An 18257-nucleotide genomic window follows, 5' to 3' on the forward strand; every position below is an offset into this window, starting at 1 on the left:
TCTGGCCTTGGCTCCATGAACACTGCCTATATCGGGCGCTTCGCCCCCACGCCCAGCGGCTACCTGCACTTCGGTTCGCTGGTCGCCGCCCTCGCCTCCTACCTCGATGCCCGCGCCGTCGGCGGCCGCTGGTTGCTGCGCATGGAGGACCTCGACCCGCCACGAGAAATACCTGGCGCACAGGACGCGATCCTGCGCACGCTGGAGAGCTACGGTTTCGAGTGGGACGGCGAACTGGTGCGCCAGAGCGAGCGGCATGCCGAATATGCAGCAGTGATCGCCCGCCTGTTCAGTCAGGGTCTGGCCTATGCGTGCACCTGTTCGCGCAAGCAACTGGAAGGCTACGCTGGCATCTATCCGGGGTTTTGCCGTAACGCCTGCCATCCTGATCACGACGCCGCCGTCCGCCTGCGCGTACCGGAGCTGGACTACCACTTCATCGACCGCGTGCAGGGCGAATTTCGCCAGCACCTGGGCCGTGAAGTGGGCGACTTCGTGATCCGACGGCGTGATGGATTGTTCGCCTATCAGCTCGCCGTGGTGCTGGACGATGCCTGGCAGGGGGTGACCGACGTGGTGCGCGGCGCCGACCTGCTCGACTCCACGCCGCGCCAGCTCTACCTGCAGGAACTGCTCGGGCTGCCACAACCGCGTTATCTACACGTGCCGCTGATCATCCAGCCCGATGGCCACAAGCTGGGCAAGAGCTACCGCTCGCCACCACTGCCCGCCGACCAGGCCGGACCTCTGCTGCTGCGCGCTCTGCGAGCCTTGGGCCAGCAGCCACCCACCGACCTGCAAGGCGCGGCACCTGCCGAGCTTCTGGCCTGGGGCATCGCCAACTGGGACGCCACGCGCATTCCACAAAGCCGCACCCTGGCCGAAGCACAATTGAAGTAGCCGTAGCCCGGATGCAATCCGGGAACGATGTGCAGGCATCCCCGGATTTCATCCGGGCTACGCGCCAGACAGGCTGGCTTCAAGTTTGTGGCTTGCGATGCGCGGCATCCTTTACCATCGCGGCATCTTTCGACGAGATGTCACATGTATATCTACCGACTGGTTCTGATCCTGGTAGTGGGGATCTACCTGTTCTCACCGGCCATCATGGACTGGTGGATCGACCCCAATGGCGCCTGGTATCGGCCTTATCTGCTGTGGCTGATCCTGATCGTCGTCACCTTCATTCTTCAGAGCCAACGCGATGCTGACGAGCTTTAGCCTGAGCGAACTGATTCTGATCAGCGCCGGCTATCTGCTGGTGCTGTTCGGCGTCGCCTGGGTCAGTGAACACGGTCTTATCCCCCGCTGGATCATCCGCCACCCGCTGACCTATACCCTGTCGCTGGGCGTGTATGCCAGCGCCTGGGCCTTCTACGGCACGGTGGGCCTGGCCTATCAGTACGGTTACGGTTTCCTTGCCAGTTACCTGGGTGTTTCCGGGGCTTTCCTGCTGGCACCGGTACTGCTCTACCCGATCCTGCGCATCACCCGTACCTACCAGCTGTCATCACTGGCCGACCTGTTCGCCTTTCGCTTTCGCAGCACCTGGGCCGGCGCACTGACCACCCTGTTCATGCTCATCGGCGTGCTGCCGCTGCTGGCCCTGCAGATTCAGGCGGTGGCCGACTCCATCGGCATCCTCAGCCGCGAGCCGCTGCAGGAAAAAGTGGCGCTGAGCTACTGCGGCCTGATCATCCTCTTCACCATCCTGTTCGGTGCGCGCCATATCGCCACGCGCGAGAAGCACGAGGGCCTGGTGTTCGCCATCGCCTTCGAATCGCTGGTCAAGCTGGTCGCCCTCGGCGTCATCGGCTGGTACGCGCTGTATCAAGTATTCGGGGGCCCGCGTGAGCTGGAATTGTGGCTGGTGCAGAACCAGGCGGCGTTGGCCACTCTGCACACGCCGCTGCAGGAAGGCCCGTGGCGCACCCTGCTGCTGGTGTTCTTCGCCTCGGCCATCGTCATGCCGCACATGTACCACATGACCTTCACCGAGAACCTCAATCCGCGCGCCATGGTCAGCGCCAGCTGGGGCCTGCCGCTGTTCCTGCTGCTGATGAGTCTGGCCGTGCCGCTGATCCTCTGGGCCGGCCTCAAGCTCGGGGCGACCACCAACCCGGAATATTTCACCCTGGGCCTGGGTATCGCGGTCAACAGCGAGACCCTGGCATTGCTCGCCTATGTCGGCGGACTGTCGGCCTCCAGCGGCCTGATCATCGTCTCGACCCTGGCGCTGTCGGGCATGGCCCTCAACCACCTGGTACTGCCGCTCTACCAGCCACCGGCCGAGGGCAACATCTACCGCTGGCTGAAATGGACGCGCCGCACGCTGATCGCCTGCATCATCATGGCCGGCTACGGCTTCTACTTGCTGCTCGGCGCCCAGCAGGACCTGGCCAATCTGGGCATTGTCGCCTTCGTCGCCACCCTGCAGTTCCTGCCCGGCGTGCTCTCGGTGTTGTATTGGCAAACGGCTAATCGCCGCGGTTTCATCGCCGGCTTGCTGGCCGGCATCAGCGTCTGGGCACTGACCATGCTGCTACCGCTGCTGGGCAACCTGGAAGGCTTCTACCTGCCGCTGTTCAACGTCATCTATGTGCTCGACGATGCCAGTTGGCACCTCGCAGCCATTGCCTCGCTCGCCGCCAACGTACTGGTGTTCACCTTGGTGTCGCTGTTCACCGAGGCCAGCCCCGAGGAAAAGAGCGCCGCCGAAGCCTGTGCGGTGGACAACGTGCGCCGCCCGCAACGACGCGAGCTGGTCGCCGTGTCGCCGCAGGACTTTGCCGCGCAACTGGCCAAGCCACTCGGCGCCAAGACCGCACAACGTGAAGTCGAACAGGCCCTGCGTGACCTGCACCTGCCCTTCGACGAAAGCCGCCCCTATGCCTTGCGCCGCCTGCGCGACCGCATCGAGGCCAACCTGTCCGGCCTGATGGGGCCGAGCGTGGCGCAGGACATCGTGGAAACCTTCCTTCCCTACAAGTCCGGCAGCGAGGGTTATGTCACCGAAGACATCCACTTCATCGAGAGCCGCCTGGAAGACTACCAGTCGCGCCTCACCGGCCTCGCCGCCGAGCTCGATGCCCTGCGCCGCTACCACCGCCAGACCCTGCAGGAACTGCCAATGGGCGTGTGCTCGCTGGCCAAGGATCAGGAGATCCTGATGTGGAACCGGGCCATGGAAGAGCTCACCGACATCCCCGCGCAGCGCATCGTCGGCTCGCGCCTGAGCACCCTGAGCGAACCCTGGCAGAGCCTGCTGCAGGACTTCATCGAACGCCCCGACCAGCACCTGCACAAGCAGCACCTGGCGCTCGACGGCCAGATCCGCTGGCTCAACCTGCACAAGGCAGCCATCAACGAACCGCTGGCCCCCGGTAACAGCGGCCTGGTGCTGCTGGTCGAGGACCAGACCGAAACCCAGATGCTCGAAGACAAACTGGTGCACTCCGAACGCCTGGCCAGCATCGGCCGCCTGGCCGCTGGCGTGGCCCACGAGATCGGCAACCCGATCACCGGCATCGCCTGCCTGGCGCAGAACCTGCGCGAAGAGCGCGAGACCGATGGCGAGCTGACCGAAATCAGCGGGCAGATCCTCGAACAGACCAAGCGCGTGTCACGCATCGTCCAGTCGCTGATGAGCTTCGCCCACTCCGGCAGCCACCAGCGCAGCGACGAGCCCGTATGCCTGGCCGACGTGGCGCAGGACGCCATCGGCCTGCTGTCGCTGAACAAGCGCAACTTCGACATCCAGTTCTACAACCTGTGCGATCCGCAGCACTGGGCCTGTGGCGATCCGCAACGTCTGGCCCAAGTCCTGATCAACCTGCTGTCCAACGCCCGCGACGCCTCGCCACCAGGCGGCGCCATCCGCGTACGCAGCGAGGCCAGCGAACATACCGTCGACCTGATCGTCGAGGACGAAGGCAGCGGTATTCCCAAGGCGATCATCGACCGCCTGTTCGAACCCTTCTTCACCACCAAGGACCCCGGCGAGGGGACCGGCCTGGGCCTCGCGCTGGTCTATTCGATCGTGGAAGAGCATTATGGACAGATAACAATCGACAGCCCGGCAGACCCCGAGCGCCAATTGGGCACTCGAATCAGGGTCACCCTGCCAAGGCATGTCGAGGCGACGTCCGTAGCGATGTAAACAGCGAGAGAGGCTGCCAATGGCACCTCCGTGACCGTCGAGAGACCGAATTGATGCCACATATTCTTATCGTCGAAGACGAAACCATTATCCGCTCTGCCTTGCGCCGCCTGCTCGAACGCAATCAGTACCAGGTCAGCGAAGCTGGCTCGGTACAGGAAGCCCAGGAACGCTACAGCATTCCCACCTTCGACCTGATCGTCAGCGACCTGCGCCTGCCCGGGGCGCCTGGCACCGAGCTGATCAAGCTGGCCGAAGGCACCCCGGTGCTGATCATGACCAGCTACGCCAGCCTGCGCTCGGCGGTGGACTCGATGAAGATGGGCGCAGTCGATTACATCGCCAAGCCCTTCGATCACGACGAAATGCTGCAGGCGGTTGCCCGCATCCTGCGTGACCGCCAGGACGCCAAGAGCGCGCCCGCGCCAGCTGCCGCCAGCAACGCACGCAGCGGCAATACAGAAAAGGTGGTGGATAACGCCAATGGCGAGATCGGCATCATCGGTTCCTGCGCGGCCATGCAGGAGCTCTATAGCAAGATTCGCAAGGTCGCCCCCACCGACTCCAATGTACTGGTACAGGGTGAGTCCGGCACGGGCAAGGAACTGGTCGCCCGCGCCCTGCACAACCTCTCCAAGCGCGCCAAGGCACCGCTGATTTCGGTGAACTGCGCCGCCATTCCAGAAACCCTGATCGAGTCCGAACTGTTCGGCCACGAAAAAGGCGCCTTCACCGGCGCCAGCGCCGGGCGTGCCGGCCTGGTGGAAGCGGCCGACGGTGGCACACTGTTCCTCGACGAAATTGGCGAGCTGCCGCTGGAAGCCCAAGCCCGTCTGCTGCGCGTGCTGCAGGAAGGCGAAATTCGCCGGGTCGGCTCGGTGCAGTCACAGAAGGTCGACGTACGTCTGATCGCTGCTACGCACCGCGACCTGAAGACGCTGGCCAAGACCGGCCAGTTCCGTGAAGACCTGTATTACCGCCTGCACGTCATAGCCCTCAAGCTGCCGGCGCTGCGTGAGCGAGGCAGCGACGTGACCGAGATCGCCCAGGCGTTCCTCGTCCGCCAGTACACCCGTATGGGCCGCGAACCATTGCGCTTCGCTCATGATGCCGAGCAGGCGATCCGCCATTACCCCTGGCCGGGTAACGTGCGCGAACTGGAAAACGCCATCGAGCGCGCGGTGATTCTCTGCGAGGGTACGGAAATTTCCGCGGACCTGCTGGGCATCGACATCGAGTTGGACGACCTGGATGACGAGGACTTCGGTCTGCCGGCGGCAGGCGGACAGAACAGTGGCAACAGCCACGAACCTACCGAGGATCTGTCACTGGAGGACTACTTCCAGCACTTCGTCCTCGAGCATCAGGACCACATGACCGAGACCGAGCTGGCCCGCAAGTTGGGCATCAGTCGCAAATGCCTGTGGGAACGGCGTCAGCGCCTGGGCATTCCGCGACGCAAATCCGGTGTGACCAGCGGCCCTTGACGCCACGGCCGCGGTGACAACCTGCCCGCACAGGGGTTCCACAGGTTGTTACCGTTTCAATATCTCGTAACAAAGGCCGGGTCTATCGGTAACGAAAACCCGGCCTTTTTCTCCCCCACCAAACACCCACGATTGCCGCAAGCCCTTGATTTACAAGGAATCGCAAAAACTGGCACGGCATCTGCTTTATCTCTGGCACAACAACAATAACAAGCAATGCCCTACACAATAAGAACAAGACGTAACGACTCCAGAACAACAAAAACAACAAGGTACGGAGGCGCAGCTAACTGATTCTTTTGGAGAGGAGTTGCCGCGAGGGGTTCGCCCCAGCGACCAGGCTGAGAACAATAAAACTGCCTCAAGGCAGCGCCGGAACTGGTTGATTAAGGCAGCATCAGCGTCCAAAGAAATCCGTTTGCTATTGGCTCCCCTCTCTGGGGAGCACCCGGTAAGCCACGGTAAGCCGGGAAGGGCCGAACAACAAAAACAACAGGCCCTCAATAACAATAAAAACATAGCACGCACCAACTTGGGGGGGAGCTTCGGCTCCCCCAGTAGCTTCCGGTCCTCGGATCCCCGCCTGCCGCCCTTCCATACACCTTCTCCCGACACGATGCTAGAATCCGCAGCAATCATGCGGTCATCGTTTCGCATGCAGTTGAAAAACCTTGCCGAAGCAAACTGCTTTTGACGCCGTGATGCTCACGCAATTCGATTTTCAAGCGCATGCGCAGCAGGCCGACCACTACTCCAAACAGTGCATCCCATGCTGAAAAAGCTGTTCAAATCTTTCCATTCACCTCTGCGCCGTGCCCCACGTCCACGCAGCACTCCCGAAGTGCTGAGCAGCAGCCAACATCCGCTCAAGCGCAACGAGATCAGCCGTCACGCCATCAGCGTGGTCGAGCGCCTGCAGAAGGCCGGCTACCAGGCCTACCTGGTCGGCGGCTGCGTACGCGACCTGCTGCTGGATATCGACCCCAAGGATTTCGACGTGGCCACCAGCGCCACGCCCGAGCAGGTCCGCGCGGAATTTCGTAACGCACGGGTGATCGGCCGCCGCTTCAAGCTGGTACACGTTCATTTTGGTCGCGAGATCATCGAAGTGGCCACCTTCCGTGCCAATCACCCTCAGGGTGACGAGGAAGAGAACAGCAATCTGGCGTCGCGCCACGAGAGCGGCCGCATTCTGCGCGACAACGTCTACGGCACACTGGAAGACGATGCCCAGCGCCGCGACTTCACCATCAACGCGCTGTACTACGATCCGACCCAGGAACATATCCTCGACTACGCCCGCGGCATGCACGATGTGCGCAACCATCTGGTGCGCCTGATCGGTGACCCGGAACAGCGTTACCTGGAAGACCCGGTGCGCATGCTGCGTGCGGTGCGTTTCGCCGCCAAGCTGGACTTCGAGATCGAAAAGCACAGCGCCGCGCCGATTCGCCGTCTGGCGCCAATGTTGCGCGACATTCCCTCGGCGCGTCTGTTCGACGAAGTACTCAAGCTGTTCCTCTCCGGTTACGCCGAATACACCTTCGACCTGCTGCTCGAACACGACCTGTTCGCCCAGCTGTTCCCGGCCAGCGGCGCAGCGCTCAAGCAGAATCCGCAGTACACCGAGAAGCTGATCCGCCAGGCGCTGATCAACACCGATGACCGCATTCACGATGGCAAGTCGGTCACGCCGGCCTTCCTCTTCGCGGCGCTGCTCTGGCCTGCGCTACCGGCCCGTGTACTGCAACTGCAGAACAAGGGCATGCCGCCGATTCCGGCGATGCAGGAAGCCGCCCATGAACTGATCGCCGAGCAATGCCAGCGCATTGCCGTACCCAAGCGCTTCACCATCCCGATTCGCGAGATCTGGGACATGCAGGAACGCCTGCCGCGCCGCAGCGGTAAACGTGCCGATCTGCTGCTGGAAAATCCGCGCTTCCGCGCCGGCTACGACTTCCTCCTGCTGCGCGAACTGGCCGGGGAAGATACCGGTGGCCTGGGCGAATGGTGGACGGACTATCAGGACGCCAACGACAGCGAGCGCCGGCAGATGATTCGCGACCTCGCCAGCAAAGGCGAAAGCACCGGCAACGCGCCGCGCAAACGTCGCCGCAGCAACAACAATCGCCGTAAGCGCAGCGACGACAGCGGCGGCGAGTGATGGAGCGGGTTTACATCGGCCTCGGCAGCAACCTGGCCGAACCACTGCAACAGCTGCGCGCGGCCCTGCACGCCATCGCGCAGTTGCCGCGCAGCCAATTACAGGCGCACTCGTCGTTCTACATCAGCGATCCCCTTGGCCCGGCCGATCAACCGCGTTACGTCAACGCCGTGGCAGCGCTGGATACCGAGCTGGAGCCCTGGCAACTGCTTGATGCGCTGCAACGCATCGAGCAGGAACAGGGGCGCGTGCGCAAGGCCGAGCGCTGGGGCCCGCGTACACTGGACCTGGACATCCTGCTGTTCGGTGAGCGCCTGATCGACGATGAGCGTCTGACCGTGCCGCACTACCACATGCAGGCGCGCCCCTTCGTGCTCTATCCGCTGGCCGAACTGGCCGCAGAGCTGCAGCTTCCGGACGGCCGCAGCCTCGATGCATTGCTGGAAGCCTGCCCCTTCACCGGGCTGGAACGCCTGGCCGAGTAGCCCGGCCGCCCTCTGTAGGAAGGGCTTCAGCCAAGCCCCGACAAGCTCGCCGCTGAAAGCGCCTCCCACCGGACGGTCCCTTGCGCAACCCGACATCCCGCGCATTGGCGGTAACGCCAGTAACAGAGCGGTAACACCTGCAATTGACTTCACGCCCCCCCATCAGGACTATAGGCGTCCCGTCGCCCCGCGCCGGGCGCACCTTTGATGCCAATCCAGGCCGGATTGCAGCCAGATAGAAGCGGTATACCGAGCCTGAGCGAGGACCTTTGAAATGCCTGACGTTACCCTGACCACCCTGCAGAGCCTCAAGCAGAACGGTGAAAAGATCGCCATGCTGACCTGCTATGACGCCACCTACGCCCATGCGGCCTGCCAGGCGGGTGTCGACGTGTTGCTGGTCGGCGACTCCCTGGGCATGGTCCTGCAGGGCCACGACAGCACCCTGCCGGTCAGCGTCGAGGAGATGGCCTACCACACTGCCTGCGTCAAACGCGGCAACCAGGGCGCACTGATCGTCACCGACCTGCCATTCATGGCCTACGCCACCACCGAGCAGGCTCTGCACAACAGCGCCAAGCTGATGCAGGCCGGCGCGCATATGGTCAAACTCGAAGGCGCCGGCTGGCTGGCCGAGCCGATCCGTTTGCTGGCCGAGCGTGGCGTACCGGTGTGCGCGCACCTGGGCCTGACCCCGCAAGCGGTGAACATCCTCGGCGGCTACAAGGTACAAGGCCGTCAGGAAGCGCAGGCACGGCAGATGCGCGCCGATGCCATGGCACTGGAGCAGGCCGGTGCTGCCATGCTGCTGCTCGAATGCGTGCCGAGCGAACTGGCCGCAGAAATCACCCAGGCGGTGAAGATTCCGGTGATCGGCATCGGCGCTGGCAGCGCCACCGACGGTCAGGTGCTGGTGCAGCATGACATGCTCGGGCTGTCGCTATCGGGCCGCGCACCGAAGTTCGTACGCAACTTCATGGAGGGGCAGAGCAGCATTCAGGGTGCTTTCAGCGCTTACGTACAGGCTGTCAAGGACGGTAGCTTCCCCGCCGCCGAACATGGCTTTTCCGCATGAACACGGTGAAAACCCTGCGCGAGTTGCGCGCAGCTGTCGCCCAGGCACGGGCCGAAGGCAAGCAGATCGGTTTCGTGCCGACCATGGGCAATCTGCACGCGGGTCACGTTTCGCTGGTAGAGATCGCCGCCCAACGCGCCGACTTCGTGGTTGCCAGCATCTTCGTCAATCCACTGCAGTTCGGCGCCGGTGAAGATCTGGACAAGTATCCGCGTACCCTCGCCGCCGACCAGGAAAAACTGCTGGCAGCCGGCTGCCACCTGCTGTTTCACCCCGATGTTGCGGAAATCTACCCGCACGGCATGGGTGACCAGACCCGCGTCAGCGTTCCCGGTGTTTCCGAGGGCCTATGCGGCGCCAGCCGTCCGGGGCATTTCGAGGGTGTGGCGACGGTGGTGACCAAGCTGTTCAACATGGTCCAGCCTGATCTGGCCGTATTCGGCGAGAAGGACTATCAGCAACTGGCGGTAATCCGCGCGCTGGTGCAGGACCTGAACATGCCGATCCAGATCATCGGTGCGCCGACTCAACGCGCCGAAGACGGCCTCGCGCTGTCTTCGCGCAACGGCTACCTCAGCGACCAGCAACGCGCCGCCGCCCCAGCTCTGTATCGAGGCCTGCAAGCGATTGCTGAAGAACTGCGCCGCGGCGCCCGCGACTACCCGCGGCTTATCGAGACTACCCAGGCGCAACAGCGTGCTGCTGGTTTCGTGCCCGACTACCTGGAGATTCGTAACGCGCTGAATCTGCGCCCGGCACAGGTCGACGACCATCACCTGGTGATTCTGACCGCCGCACAGCTGGGTAGCACCCGTCTGATCGACAATCTGGTGGTTGAACTGCCGCGCCAGTAGCTGCCTGCAAAGGCAGCCGGTTACACTCTCAAAGGCCCGGATCGATCCGGGCCTTTTGCTTTTGTGGATCAGGAGCTCCGATGGCCTATTACCAGCAGCCTCAAGACGTCACCACCCTGCCCGCCTGGCAGGCCCTGCAGCAACATCGTGCCGAGATGGCCGGTTTCAGTATGCGCGAGGCCTTTGCAGCAGATACAAGGCGCTACCAGCGATTTTCTCTCGACAGCTGCGGGCTGCTGCTGGATTACTCGAAAAACCTGATTGATGAGCGCAGCCTCGAGCTGCTGATTCAACTGGCAGAGCAGGCCGGTCTGCAGGAGTCCATCGCCAACCTGTTCAACGGTGAGCAGGTCAATGCTTCGGAAGGCCGCGCCGCCCTGCACACGGCCCTGCGCAGCCCGATCGGCCGCCGCCTGCTGGTCGATGGCCATGACATCATCCCCGAGGTCCATCGCGTGCTGAACCAGGTCACCGAACTGGTCAGTCGCATTCACAGCGGTCTGTGGCGCGGCTACAGCGAAAAACCGATCAAGGAAGTCGTCAACATTGGTATCGGCGGCTCCTTCCTCGGCCCGCAACTGGTCTCCGAAGCGCTGCGCCCGTTCACGCAACGCGGTGTGCGCTGCCACTACCTGGCCAATATCGACGGCAGCGAATTCCGCGAGCTGACCGCCCGCCTCAACCCGGAAACCACCCTGTTCATTGTTTCCAGCAAGTCCTTCGGCACTCTGGAAACCCTGAAGAACACCCTGGCCGCGCGCGACTGGTACCTGGCCATGGGCGGCCCGGAAGAGCAATTGCATCGCCATTTCATCGCCGTGACCAGCAACCGCAAGGCGGCCATCGAGTTCGGCATCGGCGAGGAGAACATCTTCCCCATGTGGGACTGGGTCGGCGGCCGCTATTCGCTGTGGTCGGCCATCGGCCTGCCCATCGCCCTGGCCATCGGCGTATCCAACTTCAAGGAGCTGCTGGCCGGCGCCTATGCCATGGACGAGCACTTCACCCAGGCACCATTGGCCGAGAACATGCCGGTGCTGATGGCCCTGCTGGGCATCTGGTACACCAACTTCTGGGACGCGCAGAGCCACGCGATTCTGCCGTACGACCACTATCTGCGGAACTTCACCAAGCACCTGCAGCAGTTGGACATGGAGTCCAACGGCAAGAGCGTGCGCCAGGACGGCACGCCGCTGGATATCGCCACCGGCCCGATCATCTGGGGCGGCGTCGGCTGCAATGGCCAGCACGCGTACCACCAACTGCTGCACCAGGGCCGCCTGCTGGTGCCGGCGGACTTCATCGTCCCGGTCAACAGCTACAACCCGCTGTCCGACCATCATCAGTGGCTGTTCGCCAACTGCCTGTCGCAGGCCCAGGCGCTGATGCAGGGCAAGACCCGCGAAGAAGCCGAGGCCGAGCTACGTGCCAAGGGGCTGAGCGAAGACGAGGTGCAGCGCCTGGCGCCGCACAAGGTGATCCCCGGCAACCGACCGAGCAACATCCTGGTGATGAACCGCATCGCGCCATTCAACCTCGGCGCGCTGGTGGCGCTGTACGAGCACAAGGTGTTCGTGCAGAGCGCCATCTGGGGCATCAACGCCTTCGACCAGTGGGGCGTGGAACTGGGCAAGGAAATGGGCAAGGAGGTCTATCAACGCCTCACCGGCGCCAGTGGTGAACCGGCCAGCGACGCCTCCACCCAGGGACTGATCGAGCACTTCCGTTCCCAGCACCGCGGCTGATCGTTCCGCCGCGGGCGCATCCGTGCGCCTAGCGGCAGAAGCGCTGCCGGTACTCCGCCGGCGTCACCCCCAGAGCCCGGCTGAAGGCATGCCGGAGGTTGTACCCGCTGTCGAAACCGCTGCGCTGCGCCACGCGCTTGAGCGAGGCTTCGCCTGCCTCCAACAGCTGGCAGGCGCACTCCAGGCGCAGCTGCAACAGCAACCGCGCCGGCGTCAGCCCCAGTTCCGCCTGGCAGTGACGGTGCAGCGTGCGCGTCGACATGGCCATGTGCTCGGCCATGGTCTCGACATCCAGCGGCTCGGCCAATGACTCGCGCAACCACTCCAGCAGCCGCCGCATCTGGCCATCCGGCGGTGCCTGCTGCGCCAGCAGCTCGGCGCTGAACTGGCGCTGACCGCCCGGCCGGCGCAGGTACATCACCAGCCCCTTGGCCACCTGCAACGAGGCCTGGCGACCATGGTCGTCCTCCACCAGGCTCAGGCACAGATCCATGCCAGCGGTGACCCCCGCCGAACTGTAGAAGGTGCCGTCACGCACGAATAAGCTGTCGTGCAGCACGCGCAAGCGGGGGAACAGGCGTTGCAGCAGTTCGGCGTAACGCCAGTGGGTGACCACCTCGCGGCCGTCCAGCAGGCCGGCCTGCGCCAAGAGAAAGGCGCCGGTACAGACCGAGCCGCAGCGCGCCGCCAGCGGCGCGGCCTCGCCCAGCCAGCGGGCGATCCGCCCTTCCTGCATGGCAGCCTGTACGCCACTTCCGCCGGCCACCAGCAAGGTGCTACCGGCAACCGAGCGAGGCTCGGGCAGCGCCTCGGTGCTCAGCGTCAGGCCGGCGCTGGAGGCCACCAGACCACCTTGCGGCGAGATCGTCTGCAGCCTATAGGCAGGCCGGCCCGCCGCTGGCAGATGTTCGTCCACTGCCGCGAACACCTCGGCCGGCCCGGTGGCGTCGAGTAATTGAAACTCGGGAAACACCAGTAGCAGCACGCGCCCCGTCATGGCTATCGCCTCAATCTGAAAACCGATTGGCAGATATTCACTCATCAGTGACAGATACGACAGCAGCCACTGCGCCACGCTGCATTCCAGCCTTGATGGAGATGCCGCATGCGCCATACCGTACAACTGTCCCGCTACCTGCTGTGGTTGCTGTGCCTGGCCGTGCCGACCCAGGCCGCAGAGGAAAGCCTGGAGCCCTACCAGCCGAGATTCGGCCGTGAACGGCCGGTGGTGGCGGTGGTTGGCCAGAACCGGATGACCGAACTGGCCGACTATGTGGTGCCGCTGGGCGTGCTGCGCCGTTCTGGCCATGCGCAGGTGCTGGCGCTGGCCAACGAGGCGGCCCCGATCGAGCTGATGCCGGCCCTGAGCCTCCGCCCCGACGCCAGCATTGCCGAATTCCGCCAGCGCTTCCCGCAGGGCGCCGACTATCTGATCGTGCCGGCCGTGCACGACAGCCGGGATCCGCTGCTGCTGGAGTTCATCCGGCAACAGGCCGCCCTGGGCTCCACCCTGGTCGGCATCTGCGACGGCGTGCTGCCGCTGGCCCATGCCGGCCTGCTGCAGGGCCGCCGCGCCACCGGCCACTGGTACTCACGCAGCCAGCGCCTGAAGGACTTCCCCGACACCCTCTGGCAGGAAGATCGCCGCTATGTGGTCGATGGCGCCCTGATGACCACCTCCGGGGTCAGCGCGGCTTTGCCCGCCTCCCTGGCACTGGTCGAGGCCATCGCCGGCCACATCAGAGCCTCGACACTGGCACGGGAGTTTGGCGTGGCCAGCTGGTCGCCCGAACACCATAGCCAGGGCTTTGCCCTGGGCGCGCAAGGCTACCTGACGGCCTCCGGCAACTATCTCGCCCGGTGGCGACATGAGCGCTTCGCTGTCACCTTGCACGACGGCCTGGACGAGGTCGCCCTGGCGCTACGGGTGGACGCCTGGGCGCGCACCTTCCGCACCCAGGTCTACGGCGTTGCCCCACATACCGTGCGCAGCGCTGGCGGGCTGGCGTTCGTCCCGCAACGAGATGGCGCCGGGCTGCCGGCGCTGCCAGGGCGCCAAATGGATGCCGCCCGGGCCATCGATGAAGCGCTCGACGGCATTGCCGGGCGCTACGGCGAGGCGACCCGGCGCCTGGTCGCCGCGCAGCTGGAACATGCGCCCGCCGGCTCGGTCAATCCTGTGAAAGGGCAAATCGAGTTGCATAGCCCTTGAACCTGCACGGGCTTGGATGCACCCTTGGGCCTGTTGCGGACAAACAATTACAAGGACCCCGCCATGTTCGAGATCACCCGTCACCCCGTGGCCGACGCGGTGCGCCAGCGTGCACACCTGGATAACGACGCCTATCTGCGCCTGTACCAGCAGTCCGTCGAGCAACCCGATACCTTCTGGGCCGAGCAGGCCAAGGCCTTCCTCAGCTGGTTCAAGCCCTGGGATCAGGTCCACAGCAGCGACCTGAAACAGGGCCGCGCCGAGTGGTTCAAGGGCGGCCAGCTCAACGTCGCCTACAACTGCATCGACCGCCATCTGCAACAGCGCGGCGAGCAGGTCGCCATCATCTGGGAAGGTGACAACCCGGCCGAGTCGGCGCACATCACCTACAACAAGCTGCACCACAACGTCAGTCGCCTGGCCAACGTGCTCAAACGCCGCGGCGTGAAGAAGGGCGACCGGGTATGCATCTACATGCCGATGGTGCCGGAGGCGGCTTACGCCATGCTCGCCTGCGCGCGCATCGGCGCGGTGCATTCGGTGGTGTTCGGCGGCTTCTCCCCCGATGCCCTGCGCGACCGCATTCTCGATGCCGACTGCCGCACCGTGATCACCGCCGACGAGGGTGTGCGTGGCGGCAAGTACATTCCGTTGAAGAGCAACGTCGACAAGGCCCTACAGAGCTGCCCGAACGTCTCCACCGTGGTGGTGGTCGAGCGCACTCAGGGTGACGTGGCCTGGGTGGAGGGCCGTGACCTCTGGTATCACCAGGCGCTCAAGGAAGTCGAGGCTGACTGCCCGGCCGAGCCGATGGACGCCGAGGACCCGCTGTTCATCCTCTACACCTCGGGCAGCACCGGCAAACCCAAGGGCGTGCTGCACACCACCGGCGGTTATCTGCTCGGCGCGGCGATGACCCACAAATACGTGTTCGACTACCACGAGGGCGACATTTACTGGTGCACCGCCGATGTCGGCTGGGTCACCGGGCACAGCTACATCGTCTACGGCCCGCTGGCCAACGCCGCTACCACACTGATGTTCGAGGGTGTGCCCAACTACCCGGACGCCTCGCGCTTCTGGCAGGTGATCGACAAGCACCAGGTCAACACCTTCTACACCGCCCCCACCGCTCTGCGTGCGCTGATGCGCGAAGGCGAGGCGCCGGTCAAGTCCACCTCGCGTTCGAGCCTGCGTCTGCTCGGCACGGTGGGCGAGCCGATCAACCCCGAAGCCTGGGAATGGTATTTCCATGTGGTTGGCGACATGCGTTGCCCGATCGTCGACACCTGGTGGCAGACCGAGACCGGCTCCATCCTGATCACTCCTCTGCCCGGCGCCACCGACCTCAAGCCCGGCTCGGCCACCCGCCCCTTCTTTGGCGTGCAACCGGTGCTGCTCGACGAGCAGGGCAAGGAAATCGACGGCCCCGGCAGCGGCGTGCTGGCCATCAAGGCCAGCTGGCCGAGCCAGATCCGCAGCGTCTATGGCGATCACCAGCGGATGATCGATACCTACTTCAAGCCCTACCCCGGTTACTACTTCACCGGCGACGGCGCGCGCCGCGACGAGGACGGCTACTACTGGATCACCGGCCGCGTCGATGACGTGATCAACGTCTCCGGTCACCGCATCGGCACCGCCGAGGTGGAAAGCGCGCTGGTGCTGCACGATGCGGTGGCCGAAGCAGCCGTGGTCGGCTACCCGCACGACGTCAAGGGCCAGGGCATCTACGCCTACGTCACCCTGATGAATGGCCAGGAACCGTCCGACGAGCTGAAGAAGGACCTGCTGGCCCTGGTCGGCAAGGAGATCGGCAGTTTCGCCAAGCCGGAGCTGATCCAGTGGGCGCCGGGCCTGCCCAAGACCCGCTCGGGCAAGATCATGCGACGCATCCTGCGCAAGATCGCCTGCAACGAGCTGGAGAACATGGGCGATACCTCGACCCTGGCCGACCCCAGCGTGGTCGACAGCCTGATCGATCAGCGCCTCAACCGCTGAGCCTCGCGCCCGGCCCGAAAGGCCGGGCGCATCTTGTCTTGCGCCTGCCAAGCGCCGAAACTGCGCGCCATGGAAAGCCTACGTCGTCAGATCGAAAAACAGGTACACAGCCTCACCGGCGCCTCGCTGGGCGTGCTCGACCTCGACCAGCCATGCGGCGATGCCGGCCTGTTCGGCCCCGAGTCGATGGTCTGGGAAGTCCACGCCGACTTCACCGCGATGATGGTCGGCGGCATCTCCGCCCTGCTCCTGCAAATGCTTCACCCGCTGGCGCTGGCCGGGGTGTGGGATCACTCCACCTTTCGCCAAGACATGCTCGGCCGCCTGCGCCGCACCAGCCTGTTCATCGCCGGCACCACCTACGGCGGGCTGCACGATGCCGAACAGCTGATCGACAAGGTGCGCCGCATCCACCTGCAGGTGGTCGGCAGCGCGCCGGACGGTCGCCCTTATAGCGCCAGCGATCCCGAGCTGCTGACCTGGGTACATGTTTCCGAGGTCAGCCAGTTTCTCGCCGGTTACCTGCGCTACGTCGACCCGCAGCTAGCGTTGGCCGAACAGGATCGCTACTACCGCGAGGTGGCGTTGATCGCCGAGCGCCTCGGCGCGCGGGACGTGCCCAAGTCGGGCCAGGCCATCAGCGACTACCTCGAGCGCATGCGTGCGCAGCTGCTCTGCGACGAACGCACCCGCGAAGTGGTGCGGCTGCTGTATGCCGCACCAGTGCCCAACATTCTCGCCAGGCCCTTCGGCAACCTGATGATGCAGGCCGGCGTTGACCTGCTGCCGGACTGGGCCAGCGATCTGCTTGGCGAGCATCAGGCGCCCTGGCGACGTCCGCTGATTCGCAGCAGCGTGCAACGCACCGCCACGCTGCTGCGCTGGGCGATTCGCAACAGCGCCGCACAGCGTGCCCACCGTCGTCTAACGCCGCACCTGTAGGGTTGCTACAGTCGAGCAGGCGGGTTACGCCCGCCCTGGCCATACCCCGCGGCTTTTCTTGATAAACTGCCGGCCTTCCTTTCTCCGAGACGCCGCGCATGCCTTCTCTTGACCAGGCGCTGCGCGCCGCCCTCGCCGCTCGCGAAAACCTGCTCGCGGTGCTGCACGCCCAAGGCACCGACTGCTACCGCCTGTTCCACGGCAGCCAGGAAGGCGCGCCAGGCCTGACAGTCGACCGCTACGGCCCGCAGTTGCTGGTGCAGAGTTTTCATCAACCGCTGGAGGCCGACGATCTGCACAGCATCGTCGGCAGTGTCGAAGCCTGTCTGGGGCAGCCGTTGCTGTTGGTCTACAACGACCGCTCCAAGAGCAATTCGCGGATCGATCGCGACCCAACCCTGTTCCAGGCCGAGGATGCAGCACTGGAGGATATGGTCAGCCGCGAATGGGGGCTCAATTACCGCGTACGCGGTCGGCATGCCGGACAAGATCCTCTGCTGTTTCTCGACCTGCGCAACGCCCGTGGCTGGGTCAAGGCCAACAGCGCTGGCAAGGCCGTGCTCAATCTCTTCGCCTATACCTGCGGCGTCGGTCTATGCGCCGCAGCAGGCGGCGCAAGCGAGGTGATCAACCTCGACTTCGCCCAGGGCAACCTCGCCGTGGGCCAGGAGAACGGCGCGCTCAACCCCGAATTGCCCACCATGCAGTTCATCCAGTCCGACTATTTTCCGGCGATTCGTCAGTTGGCCGATCTACCGATCAGCAGCCGCCGAGGACAGAAACTGCCGAGCTATCCGCGCCTGCAACCGCGCCAGTTCGAGCTGGTTTTCCTCGACCCGCCAGCCTGGGCCAAGAGCGCCTTTGGCACCGTCGACCTGCTGCGCGACTACCAGAGCCTGCTCAAACCAGCGTTGCTGGCCACGGCCGAAGGCGGCACCCTGGTGTGCTGCAACAACCTGGCAAAGGTGGAGATGAGCGACTGGCGCGCGCAGGTGCTGCGCTGCGCCGAGAAGCTCGGCCGCCAGGTGCAGGATTGCCAAGTCATCGTTCCTGCGCCCGATTTCCCTTCGCAAGACGCCAAACCGCCGCTGAAAACCCTGATCCTGCACCTCTGAACCGGGACTTACGTGCAA

Annotated in this window: 14 protein-coding genes; 13 read left to right on the top strand and 1 reads right to left on the bottom strand. The window is 64.4% G+C overall.

All coding sequences use genetic code 11. The features are described from left to right. Positions 1-15 precede the first annotated feature (15 nt). The 9 genes from gluQRS (at position 16) to pgi (ending at position 11969) form a co-directional block, all read left to right on the top strand. The gene (gene gluQRS, locus BM186_RS15045) at positions 16-900 is read left to right on the top strand and encodes a tRNA glutamyl-Q(34) synthetase GluQRS (RefSeq protein WP_074916292.1); all 885 of its coding nucleotides are present in this window, start codon (positions 16-18) and stop codon (positions 898-900) included. A 144-nt stretch (positions 901-1044) separates the two neighbouring features. After that, positions 1045-1221, top strand: coding sequence for a hypothetical protein (locus BM186_RS26330; RefSeq protein ID WP_003244646.1), 177 nt, complete (start codon positions 1045-1047; stop codon positions 1219-1221). After that, positions 1205-4159 (top strand): sensor histidine kinase, encoded by a 2955-nt coding sequence (locus BM186_RS15050; RefSeq protein WP_074916294.1) that lies wholly within the window; start codon positions 1205-1207, stop codon positions 4157-4159. Before BM186_RS26330 ends, BM186_RS15050 begins: the two co-directional genes overlap by 17 nt. A gap of 53 nt (positions 4160-4212) precedes the next feature. Continuing rightward, positions 4213-5646 carry a sigma-54-dependent transcriptional regulator gene (locus BM186_RS15055; protein WP_074916296.1) on the top strand — a complete coding sequence of 478 codons (1434 nt, stop codon included), beginning with the start codon at positions 4213-4215 and terminating at the stop codon, positions 5644-5646. A 769-nt stretch (positions 5647-6415) separates the two neighbouring features. Then, positions 6416-7810 carry a polynucleotide adenylyltransferase PcnB gene (locus tag BM186_RS15060; RefSeq protein WP_021489316.1) on the top strand — a complete coding sequence of 465 codons (1395 nt, stop codon included), beginning with the start codon at positions 6416-6418 and terminating at the stop codon, positions 7808-7810. After that, positions 7810-8295 carry a 2-amino-4-hydroxy-6-hydroxymethyldihydropteridine diphosphokinase gene (gene folK, locus BM186_RS15065; protein ID WP_174892483.1) on the top strand — a complete coding sequence of 162 codons (486 nt, stop codon included), beginning with the start codon at positions 7810-7812 and terminating at the stop codon, positions 8293-8295. Before BM186_RS15060 ends, folK begins: the two co-directional genes overlap by 1 nt. A gap of 274 nt (positions 8296-8569) precedes the next feature. Continuing rightward, positions 8570-9370, top strand: a complete 801-nt coding sequence (gene panB, locus BM186_RS15070; RefSeq protein WP_059392570.1) for a 3-methyl-2-oxobutanoate hydroxymethyltransferase — start codon at positions 8570-8572, stop codon at positions 9368-9370. Continuing rightward, a complete protein-coding gene (panC, locus tag BM186_RS15075) occupies positions 9367-10224 on the top strand; it encodes a pantoate--beta-alanine ligase (protein WP_074916299.1) in 858 nt (285 codons plus the stop codon). Before panB ends, panC begins: the two co-directional genes overlap by 4 nt. Positions 10225-10304: 80 nt before the next feature. After that, the gene (pgi, locus tag BM186_RS15080; RefSeq protein ID WP_072424248.1) at positions 10305-11969 is read left to right on the top strand and encodes a glucose-6-phosphate isomerase; all 1665 of its coding nucleotides are present in this window, start codon (positions 10305-10307) and stop codon (positions 11967-11969) included. Between the two features lie 28 nt (positions 11970-11997). Here the strand turns inward: pgi and BM186_RS15085 are convergent, their stop codons facing one another. Next, on the bottom strand, positions 11998-13044 hold the full coding sequence (locus BM186_RS15085) for a GlxA family transcriptional regulator (protein ID WP_241201278.1): 1047 nt from the start codon (positions 13042-13044) through the stop codon (positions 11998-12000). 30 nt (positions 13045-13074) lie between these two features. Here BM186_RS15085 and BM186_RS15090 point away from each other — a divergent pair, with 30 nt between their 5' ends. The 4 genes from BM186_RS15090 (at position 13075) to BM186_RS15105 (ending at position 18239) form a co-directional block, all read left to right on the top strand. Next, positions 13075-14181, top strand: a complete 1107-nt coding sequence (locus tag BM186_RS15090; RefSeq protein ID WP_074916301.1) for a DJ-1/PfpI family protein — start codon at positions 13075-13077, stop codon at positions 14179-14181. 63 nt (positions 14182-14244) lie between these two features. Next, positions 14245-16182 carry an acetate--CoA ligase gene (gene acs, locus BM186_RS15095; protein WP_074916302.1) on the top strand — a complete coding sequence of 646 codons (1938 nt, stop codon included), beginning with the start codon at positions 14245-14247 and terminating at the stop codon, positions 16180-16182. A gap of 69 nt (positions 16183-16251) precedes the next feature. Then, positions 16252-17124 (top strand): oxygenase MpaB family protein, encoded by an 873-nt coding sequence (locus tag BM186_RS15100; protein ID WP_074916304.1) that lies wholly within the window; start codon positions 16252-16254, stop codon positions 17122-17124. 98 nt (positions 17125-17222) lie between these two features. Then, positions 17223-18239 carry a class I SAM-dependent rRNA methyltransferase gene (locus BM186_RS15105; RefSeq protein ID WP_074916306.1) on the top strand — a complete coding sequence of 339 codons (1017 nt, stop codon included), beginning with the start codon at positions 17223-17225 and terminating at the stop codon, positions 18237-18239. Positions 18240-18257 lie beyond the last annotated feature (18 nt).

The organism is Ectopseudomonas toyotomiensis (assembly GCF_900115695.1).
In the GTDB taxonomy this organism is placed as follows: Bacteria; Pseudomonadota; Gammaproteobacteria; order Pseudomonadales; family Pseudomonadaceae; genus Aquipseudomonas; species Aquipseudomonas toyotomiensis.

Coding starts and splice junctions, on each gene's coding strand:
- BM186_RS26330 (WP_003244646.1), top strand. CDS start 1,045: ATGTATATCTACCGACTGGTTCTGATCCTGGTAGTGGGGATCTACCTG.
- gluQRS (WP_074916292.1), top strand. CDS start 16: ATGAACACTGCCTATATCGGGCGCTTCGCCCCCACGCCCAGCGGCTAC.
- BM186_RS15105 (WP_074916306.1), top strand. CDS start 17,223: ATGCCTTCTCTTGACCAGGCGCTGCGCGCCGCCCTCGCCGCTCGCGAA.
- acs (WP_074916302.1), top strand. CDS start 14,245: ATGTTCGAGATCACCCGTCACCCCGTGGCCGACGCGGTGCGCCAGCGT.
- panC (WP_074916299.1), top strand. CDS start 9,367: ATGAACACGGTGAAAACCCTGCGCGAGTTGCGCGCAGCTGTCGCCCAG.
- folK (WP_174892483.1), top strand. CDS start 7,810: ATGGAGCGGGTTTACATCGGCCTCGGCAGCAACCTGGCCGAACCACTG.
- pgi (WP_072424248.1), top strand. CDS start 10,305: ATGGCCTATTACCAGCAGCCTCAAGACGTCACCACCCTGCCCGCCTGG.
- BM186_RS15055 (WP_074916296.1), top strand. CDS start 4,213: ATGCCACATATTCTTATCGTCGAAGACGAAACCATTATCCGCTCTGCC.
- BM186_RS15060 (WP_021489316.1), top strand. CDS start 6,416: ATGCTGAAAAAGCTGTTCAAATCTTTCCATTCACCTCTGCGCCGTGCC.
- panB (WP_059392570.1), top strand. CDS start 8,570: ATGCCTGACGTTACCCTGACCACCCTGCAGAGCCTCAAGCAGAACGGT.
- BM186_RS15050 (WP_074916294.1), top strand. CDS start 1,205: ATGCTGACGAGCTTTAGCCTGAGCGAACTGATTCTGATCAGCGCCGGC.
- BM186_RS15100 (WP_074916304.1), top strand. CDS start 16,252: ATGGAAAGCCTACGTCGTCAGATCGAAAAACAGGTACACAGCCTCACC.
- BM186_RS15090 (WP_074916301.1), top strand. CDS start 13,075: ATGCGCCATACCGTACAACTGTCCCGCTACCTGCTGTGGTTGCTGTGC.